Annotated in this window: 10 protein-coding genes; 5 read left to right on the forward strand and 5 right to left on the reverse strand. The window is 71.4% G+C overall.

Annotation, left to right across the window (positions count from 1 at the left end; all coding sequences use genetic code 11):
• The 3 genes from QH283_RS02980 to QH283_RS02990 all read left to right on the forward strand — a co-directional run.
• Nucleotides 1-248, forward strand: a 248-nt coding sequence (locus QH283_RS02980) for a response regulator transcription factor (RefSeq protein WP_280501486.1), incomplete at its 5' end; no start/stop codon positions are given.
• Between the two features lie 9 nt (nt 249-257).
• Complete coding sequence (locus QH283_RS02985; RefSeq protein WP_280501487.1) at nt 258-407, forward strand: hypothetical protein; 150 nt, start codon at nt 258-260, stop codon at nt 405-407.
• Between the two features lie 63 nt (nt 408-470).
• A complete protein-coding gene (locus QH283_RS02990) occupies nt 471-791 on the forward strand; it encodes a hypothetical protein (protein ID WP_280501488.1) in 321 nt (106 codons plus the stop codon).
• Here the strand turns inward: QH283_RS02990 and QH283_RS02995 are convergent.
• Nucleotides 770-1,405: a class I SAM-dependent methyltransferase gene (locus QH283_RS02995; protein WP_280501489.1), complete on the reverse strand. Its 636-nt coding sequence runs from the start codon at nt 1,403-1,405 to the stop codon at nt 770-772. The genes QH283_RS02990 and QH283_RS02995 overlap by 22 nt on opposite strands.
• A gap of 14 nt (nt 1,406-1,419) precedes the next feature.
• Nucleotides 1,420-2,310, reverse strand: coding sequence for an alpha/beta hydrolase (locus QH283_RS03000; protein ID WP_280501490.1), 891 nt, complete (start codon nt 2,308-2,310; stop codon nt 1,420-1,422).
• A 242-nt stretch (nt 2,311-2,552) separates the two neighbouring features.
• Between QH283_RS03000 and QH283_RS03005 the strand changes: the two genes are divergently transcribed.
• Entirely contained in the window at nt 2,553-3,602 is a 1,050-nt protein-coding gene (locus tag QH283_RS03005) for a fused (3R)-hydroxyacyl-ACP dehydratase subunits HadA/HadB (protein ID WP_414689642.1), read from the forward strand.
• Between the two features lie 35 nt (nt 3,603-3,637).
• Here the strand turns inward: QH283_RS03005 and QH283_RS03010 are convergent, their stop codons facing one another.
• The 3 genes from QH283_RS03010 to QH283_RS03020 form a co-directional block, all read right to left on the reverse strand.
• Entirely contained in the window at nt 3,638-4,267 is a 630-nt protein-coding gene (locus tag QH283_RS03010) for a PaaI family thioesterase (protein WP_280501492.1), read from the reverse strand.
• Nucleotides 4,268-4,427: 160 nt separating this feature from the next.
• A complete protein-coding gene (locus QH283_RS03015; protein WP_432420643.1) occupies nt 4,428-4,985 on the reverse strand; it encodes a methylated-DNA--[protein]-cysteine S-methyltransferase in 558 nt (185 codons plus the stop codon).
• 145 nt (nt 4,986-5,130) lie between these two features.
• Nucleotides 5,131-5,343, reverse strand: a complete 213-nt coding sequence (locus QH283_RS03020; protein ID WP_280501494.1) for a hypothetical protein — start codon at nt 5,341-5,343, stop codon at nt 5,131-5,133.
• Nucleotides 5,344-5,404: 61 nt separating this feature from the next.
• Here QH283_RS03020 and QH283_RS03025 point away from each other — a divergent pair, with 61 nt between their 5' ends.
• Nucleotides 5,405-6,910 carry a PLP-dependent aminotransferase family protein gene (locus QH283_RS03025; RefSeq protein ID WP_280501495.1) on the forward strand — a complete coding sequence of 502 codons (1,506 nt, stop codon included), beginning with the start codon at nt 5,405-5,407 and terminating at the stop codon, nt 6,908-6,910.
• Nucleotides 6,911-6,964 lie beyond the last annotated feature (54 nt).

The raw sequence follows: 6,964 nt of genomic DNA on the forward strand, positions 1-6,964 counted from the left end.
CTCCGGCCCTGCGCGCGGCCGCCCAGCCGTTGCCGCTGACCGCACGGGAGCGCGAGATCGCGAACCTGGTGGCCGCGGGCCTGTCGAACCGGCAGATCGCCGAGCGGCTCGTGCTGTCCGTCCGCACCGTCGAAGGCCACCTCTACCGTGCCAACGCCAAGGTCGACGTGCCCGACCGCGAAGCCCTCGGCGCCCTCATCCGCGGTGAGCGGGCCGCGACTCCGCGTGAGGACAGCACGACCGGGTAGCCGACCGATATGACCGCACCACGACACGAGAACACCGCGAACACCCCCGCCACCGAATCCGGGACCGACGAGCGTGACCCCGATCTCGAGATCACGGCCTACTCGGTCCCGCCCGCCGACGACCCCGACAATTCGGAGGAAGGTCCCCGCGGCGAGTGAACACCGCCCTGTTCGCGCCCGGGCCACTAGGCTGACGGTCCGAGTGCGGGCACGGAGGAAGAGATGGGCAGAGGCGGTCTGCTGGCGGGCGCGGCGGTGGCCGCCCTCGTCCTCGGCTCGACCGCCCTCGGCCTGACCGCGTGCGGCGAGTCCGCCGCCCCGGAGCCAACTCAGCCAACCCAGCCAACCCAGCCAACCCCGCCCATCCCGGCCACGACCACCACCGCCCCGCTCTCCCCCGAACAACGCGACAACCTCCGCATCATCGAACGTCTCGCCGAACTCGGCTGCGATACCAACAGCTGCATCCAGACCTACTTCGCCTGCGAGGACGGCTACCTCAGCGGCGACCCCTGCGATTTCTACCGCCGCAACCCTCTCTGACTTCCGTCCCCCGGCTGCCTGCGCGGTTTCGTCCAGGTGAGCGTGTAGCGGTAGTGGAAGCGCCTGCGCAAGCGATGGCCGGGCAGGATCTCCGAGGCGACGGCGCGGATCTCGCGCAAGGATTCGCGCGGCTCCGCGGTGACCATGCCCGGATAGGCGGACTCACGGCGGGCCAGGCTCACCAGACGCACGGGAACCACCAGGGCGGCCGCGAGGAGATGGTCGGTGACGGTCCGGTCGGCGGCAAGGCCGACCACGCGGATCTGCCCGCCGGCCGCGGTGAGCGCCTTCATGCGTTCCAGGGCGGGGCGCAGCGGCATGTGATGCAGCGCGGCGACGCAGGTGACGAGATCGAAGGGGCCGGAATCGAATTCGGCTTCGAGGAACGAGCTGTGCACGATCTCGACATCGCGCGCGCCCGCCAGCCGCGCCTGTGCGGCACGCACCGTCGCCGCGTCGGGCTCCACACCGACCGCGTGACCGGCACGCGCGGAGAGTCTCTCGAGCAACAGCCCGTCTCCGCAACCGATGTCGAGCACGCGTGCGCCGGGGCCTGGCACGGCGGCGACCAGTTCGGGATGAAACGCCGTGTTGTGATTCCAGTACTCTCGCATGGGATATCGGCCGATCAGAGGACGCCGCCGCCGCTCGCCCACTCGGCGGTGGGGGCGGCGATGAGCGCGGCGTTCTGATCGTGGCCGAGGCGGGGCAGTTCGCGGTGGTGGGCATGCGGCAGCGCCTCGGCGGTCGCGGCGGCGGCGGTCTTGATGCTCACCGCGCTGTCCGCGCCGGACAGGACGAGGGTGGGCACGGTCAGGCCGGACCAGTCCGCCGGACGCAGGGACTCGCCGCGCGTGTACGGGCCGAGTACCGCCCAGTCGTGCGGGGTGGAAGCGGCCAGCGCCTTCATGGAACGCCAGTAGGGTGTCAGGCGCATGGCGGTGACCATCGTCGGCGGCACGCCCATCACCTTGCGCAGGTACAACGCCGCCGCCCGGCCGGACTTGCCGTCGGCGACGAATCGGTTCAGTTTCTCGCCGAGATCGGCGGGCGGCACGTGGCCGGATTTGTCCACCACGAACGGCGGTTCGAAGGCCACCACCCGTGCGAGCGTGCCGAGCCGCCCTGAGGCCGCCGCCCGCAGCGCCAGGATCGCCCCGGCCGACCAGCCGAACACGGTGACCGGGCCGCCGGCCGCGCCCGCCACCGCCGCCAGGTCGTCGATCTCGTTGCCCGCCTGGTGCACCCCCGGCGTGTCGCCGCTGTCGCCGCGCCCACGCCGGTCGTAGACGATCGCGGTCAGGCCGTGCTCCTCGGCGAGCAGGCGGGCGATCTCGGTGAGTTTGGGGGAGTGCCTGTCCTCCAGCGCGCCGCTGACGAGGATCACGGTGCCGGTGGCGGCGCCCACGTGTTCGTCCCCGGCCTCCCGTCCTCCTGCTTCCGGTGTTGTGGCTGTGGGCTCGGCCTCGATCCGGTCGAACGCGATCGTGGTGCCGTCCGCCGAGGTCACCGTCTCCATGGGCGTGTGCTCCTTCCGGTGTGTGCTCCGGCCGCTTCCGGCCCGCGCTCGCTTCCGCCGCTTCCATCATCCGGTGCCCTGCCACCGCGCCGGGCACCGCGTCCACCGTGCCCGAACCGGTCGCCCGGCGTCGCGCGTGTCGCCGGAACCGATAGCAGAATCACATATGTGCCCACCGGGCCTCGCCCCCATTACGATGGCCCGAACTCGGAGGAAGGCAACTTGTGACGGCAACGTTCGATGTGGGTGCGCATTCGCAGTCGCTGGTGGGACATCACTACCGGCTCGACGACCATTACGAGGTCGGTCGGGAGAAGATCCGCGAATACGCCCGCGCGGTGCAGGATTACCACCCCGCGCACTGGCAGGAGGAGGCCGCGGCCGAACTCGGCTATTCCGGCCTGGTCACGCCCGCCACGTTCTTCTCGATCCCGGCGATGCTGGCCAACCGCAGGCTCTTCGAGTCCGTGGTCACCGGCTACGAGGTCTACGTGCAGACCGACCAGGTCTTCGAGTGGTACCGCCCGGTCGTCGCGGGCGACCGGCTGACCAGCGACGTGGAGCTGTCCTCGGTCCGGCGCATCGCGGGCAAGGACCTGCTGACCGTCACCAACACCTTCACCGACCAGGCGGGTCACGTGGTGCAGGTGATGCACACCACCGTCGTCGGCATCACCGCCGACGAGGTCGAGCCGGGCATCGGCGACGCCATGAAGAGCGTGCTCATGCACGGCCTCGACGTATCCGCCCCGGCCACCACCCTCAGCGGCGGCACGGCAGGCGGTTCGGCCGAGGCCGACGGTTCGGCGCGGGGATCGGCGGACGCAGACGCGCTGGCCACCAGGATCGCCGCGCCGCGCCCGCCGCGCACCGCGCCGCGCTTCGAGGACGTCGCGGTCGGCGACACGCTTCCCCCGCGCACGGTCACCATCACCCGTGGCGACCTGGTCAACTACGCGGGCGTCTCCGGCGACGCCAACCCGATCCACTGGAACGAGCACATCGCGAAGCTGGCGGGTCTGCCCGACGTGATCGCGCACGGCATGCTCACCATGGCGTGTGGCGCGGGCTTCGTCACCGGCTGGCTCGGCGATCCCGGCGCGCTGTCCAAATACACCGTGCGCCTGTCGAACTACACCGTGGTCGAGGCGCAGGCGCCGGGCATCGTGGAGTACACCGGCAAGATCAAGTCGGTCGACCCGGAATCCAGGACCGCCGTCGTGCTCATCACCGCGAAGTCCGCGGGCCGCAAGATCTTCGGCCTCGCCACCGCCGAGGTGCGCCTGTCCTGAGCGCGGGCAGCCCGGCCGTCGCGGGACGGCCGGGCTCAACGCGAACCGTTGCGGACCCAGCTCGGCTGGATGAACACCGCCTCGGCCTCGACCGCCACCTCGCCGCCGACCAACAGCGAGCCGAGGACGAAGGTCTTCGCCCCCTCGACGCGGTCCACCCACGCCTCGAGCCGGATGTGGCCGAGCGGCGTCGGCCTGCGGTAACGCAAGGTGAGCGTGCCGGTGAAGGAGGGCTGACCGTTGCGGGCCGCGGCCATGCCGAGCAGCTGGTCGAGCAGCAGCGCCGAGACGCCGCCGTGCACCAGTCCCGGCGGGCCCTCGTAGGCGGCGCCGAGGGTGAGTTCGGCGTACAGCAACCCGGACGGATCGCGCTCGGCCACCATGGGCGGGGCGATCGGGTTGCGCACGCCGACAGCGGCGTTGCCCCAGGCCATCATGGTGCCGTCGGCGGTGAACCTGGCCCCGAACGAGCCCTCGATCTGCTGGGCGCGCAGCCGCGCGGTCGCCGCGCGCACCGTGGCCTCCACCTCGCGGATGGTGTCCTCGTCGACCTCGGTGCGGATGGTCGCGTCCACCAGGTCGCGGACCGCGTCGGTGAGCGGCCCGTACAGCGCGATCCGGCGGTCGAGTTCGGCGGCGTCGATGTCGTCGAAGTGGATCTGCACGCGTACCTGCCATCAGTTCGGGCCCGGAGGGGCCTCGGTATTCTTCCGAAAGGTAAGTTACCAACCGGTTTGTACCGCTAATTGTCTCCCCTGGTGCGCCGGGGTCGCCGCCGCGACCGCGCCGCTGTCGGGGGCATGCGGTCGCGTCGGGTCGAGGTGCTCAGAAGAGGGTCGGCTCGCCGAATCCCGGCGTCTGCTCGAGGGGGAGCAGACGCGCCGTGGTGTGGATTACGCCGGGCGCGGAGAAGCCGTGCAGTCCGTGATCGGCGGCCAGGACCCGATGGCAGGGCACGATGAGCGCGATCGGATTGCGGCCGAGCGCCTGGCCGACCGCCTGCGCGGCGCCCGGCCGGCCCGCGCGTTCGGCGACCTGACCATAGGTGAGCGTGTGGCCCGGGTCGATGGCACGGGTGACGGTGTAGACGGCGCGGTGGAAAGCCGGCACGCCGCTCAGGTCGAGCGGTATCCACCGCAGGTCGTCGAGCGCTCCGTCCAGGTGGGCGCGGACCCCGTCGACGGCGTCGCGGATCACGCCGGTGGGTTCGATCTCCATCGCGCCCGACCGCTCCAGCGCCGCCCGCGTGGTGGCCGGGTCGATGTCGGGGAGCCGGAATCCGACGACCGCGTCCGCGCGCCAGCTGATCGCGCAGGCGCCGATCACCGTGTCGAACAGCGCCGCGCGCACGCGCGCCGCTACGGGGGCACTCATAGGAGTCAGTGTGCACCCGGACCCCGATAGAAAGGGAATTCGAGACCAGTCCAGTCCAGTTTTGTGCGACTGGACTGGACTGCCGCCGGTATTGCGCATCGGTGCGACCCGGACGAACGAGGGTGCGGAGTGCGGCACCGCTGCCGAGCGGGGCTCAGGCGGCGCTGCGGTCGTCCTCGTGGCTGCGCACGGCTTCCAGATCACGCCATTGCCGTTGGTGGTCATAGGATCCGGGATCGGTGTCCCCCGGTGTGCCCGGGATGCGGAGTTGCCTGTCGAGCCGGTCGGCGACGGGACCGCGGCGGAGCGCGCGGTAGGCGAGAACGGTGACGGCGAGGGCGATCAGCAGCGGCAGCAGGGTGGTCATGTATTCAGATTCCAGCCACTGGACTTGTCTTTGAATAGCCAATCCGCGAATACTGGACTTTATGGCGACTCGAGTGATCAGTGCGACCGGTCTGGCCCGCGATCTCGGCAACTGGCGTACCGCGGGTGCGGACGAGCCCGCGCAGCGCGGCAGACCCGCCTATCTCGCGCTGGCGGAGGGCATCCGGCTGCTCATCCACGACGGCCGCGCCCCGCTCGGCGTCGCGCTGCCCAGTGAGCGCGACCTGGCTGCCACGCTCGGCGTCAGCCGGACCACCATCACCTCCACCTACGCCCTGCTGCGCGAGCACGGCTACCTCATCAGCAGGCAGGGGTCACGCTCGACGGTGGCGCTGCCGCCGAGCGTGCCCCACGACGGCACCAAGGCCTCGCGCGGCATCCTGGCCACCATGTCGCCGGCGGAGATGACCACCGTCGACCTCACCTACGCCGCCATGACCGCCCCCGAGGGCATCCAGGAGGCATATGCCGAAGCGCTGCAACGGTTTCCGGCGTATCTGGGCACGCACGGCATGGACCCGGTCGGCATGCTCGCCCTGCGCGAGGCCGTCGCCCGCCGCTACACCGCGCGCGGCCTGCCCACCGATCCCGACCAGATCCTCATCACCCTCGGCGCCCAGCACGGTCTGCGACTGCTGCTCAACGTGCTCGCCGCCCCCGCCGCCAGGGTGCTCATCGAGCATCCGACCTACCCGAACGCCATCGAGGCGATCCGCGACGTCGGAGCCCGCCCCATCCCGGTGCCGCTGCTGCCCGAGAACCCGTCCGCCGGATGGGATCTCGACGGCATCCGCAGCGCCGCCAGGCAGACCGCGGCGACCCTGGCCTATCTGGTGCCCGACTTCAACAATCCCACCGGCCTGCTGCTCGACGCCGAGGGCCGCGCCGAACTGGCCGCGATCGCCCGCGAGACCAGGATGACGGTCATCGTCGACGAGTCCATGGTCGATCTCGGCCTCGACCCGCAGACCGAGACCATGCCGCCGCCGGCGGCGGTGTTCGCCAAGGGCAGCGAGATCATCACCATCGGCTCGGCGTCGAAATCGTTCTGGGGCGGGCTGCGGGTGGGCTGGATTCGCACCGGGCCTGCGCTGATCACCCGGTTGCTCGGCAGCCGCGCCACCGTCGACCTCGGCACCCCCGTGATGGATCAGCTCGCCACCGTCCATCTGCTCGAACACGCCGACGAGGCACTGGCCAGGCGACGCGAGCGACTGCGCGCCCAGCGCACGACCCTGCTCGACGCCATCGCCGAGGAACTGCCGGACTGGACGGTGCGGCCCGCCGCGGGCGGCATGTCGGTCTGGGCGCAACTGCCTGCGCCGGTGTCCACCGCGCTGGCCGCCACCGCGCCCAACCACGGCGTACTGCTCGCCGCCGGACCGCGTTTCGGCGTGCAGGGCGCGTTCGAGCGGTTCGTCCGCCTGCCGTTCATCCACCCGGAGCCGACATTGCGCCTGGCTGTCAAGTCGATCGCCTCGGCCTACGACGCGCTGGCCCCGCGCGCGGCGCAGCCGTTGAACCCGCTGAACCTGTCCGTGCGCTGAGCCCGCGGCCCGGCTCGCCCTGGACATCGAACGGCCCCCGGGGGGGGGGTTGGG

Source organism: Nocardia farcinica (genome assembly GCF_029867845.1).
In the GTDB taxonomy this organism is placed as follows: Bacteria; Actinomycetota; Actinomycetes; order Mycobacteriales; family Mycobacteriaceae; genus Nocardia; species Nocardia farcinica_A.

What these genes read in the sequence shown, in the direction of transcription:
- QH283_RS02995 (WP_280501489.1), bottom strand. Translation starts at nt 1,405, where the DNA reads ATGCGAGAGTACTGGAATCACAACACGGCGTTTCATCCCGAACTGGTC.
- QH283_RS02985 (WP_280501487.1), top strand. Translation starts at nt 258, where the DNA reads ATGACCGCACCACGACACGAGAACACCGCGAACACCCCCGCCACCGAA.
- QH283_RS03020 (WP_280501494.1), bottom strand. Translation starts at nt 5,343, where the DNA reads ATGACCACCCTGCTGCCGCTGCTGATCGCCCTCGCCGTCACCGTTCTC.
- QH283_RS03000 (WP_280501490.1), bottom strand. Translation starts at nt 2,310, where the DNA reads ATGGAGACGGTGACCTCGGCGGACGGCACCACGATCGCGTTCGACCGG.
- QH283_RS03025 (WP_280501495.1), top strand. Translation starts at nt 5,405, where the DNA reads ATGGCGACTCGAGTGATCAGTGCGACCGGTCTGGCCCGCGATCTCGGC.
- QH283_RS02990 (WP_280501488.1), top strand. Translation starts at nt 471, where the DNA reads ATGGGCAGAGGCGGTCTGCTGGCGGGCGCGGCGGTGGCCGCCCTCGTC.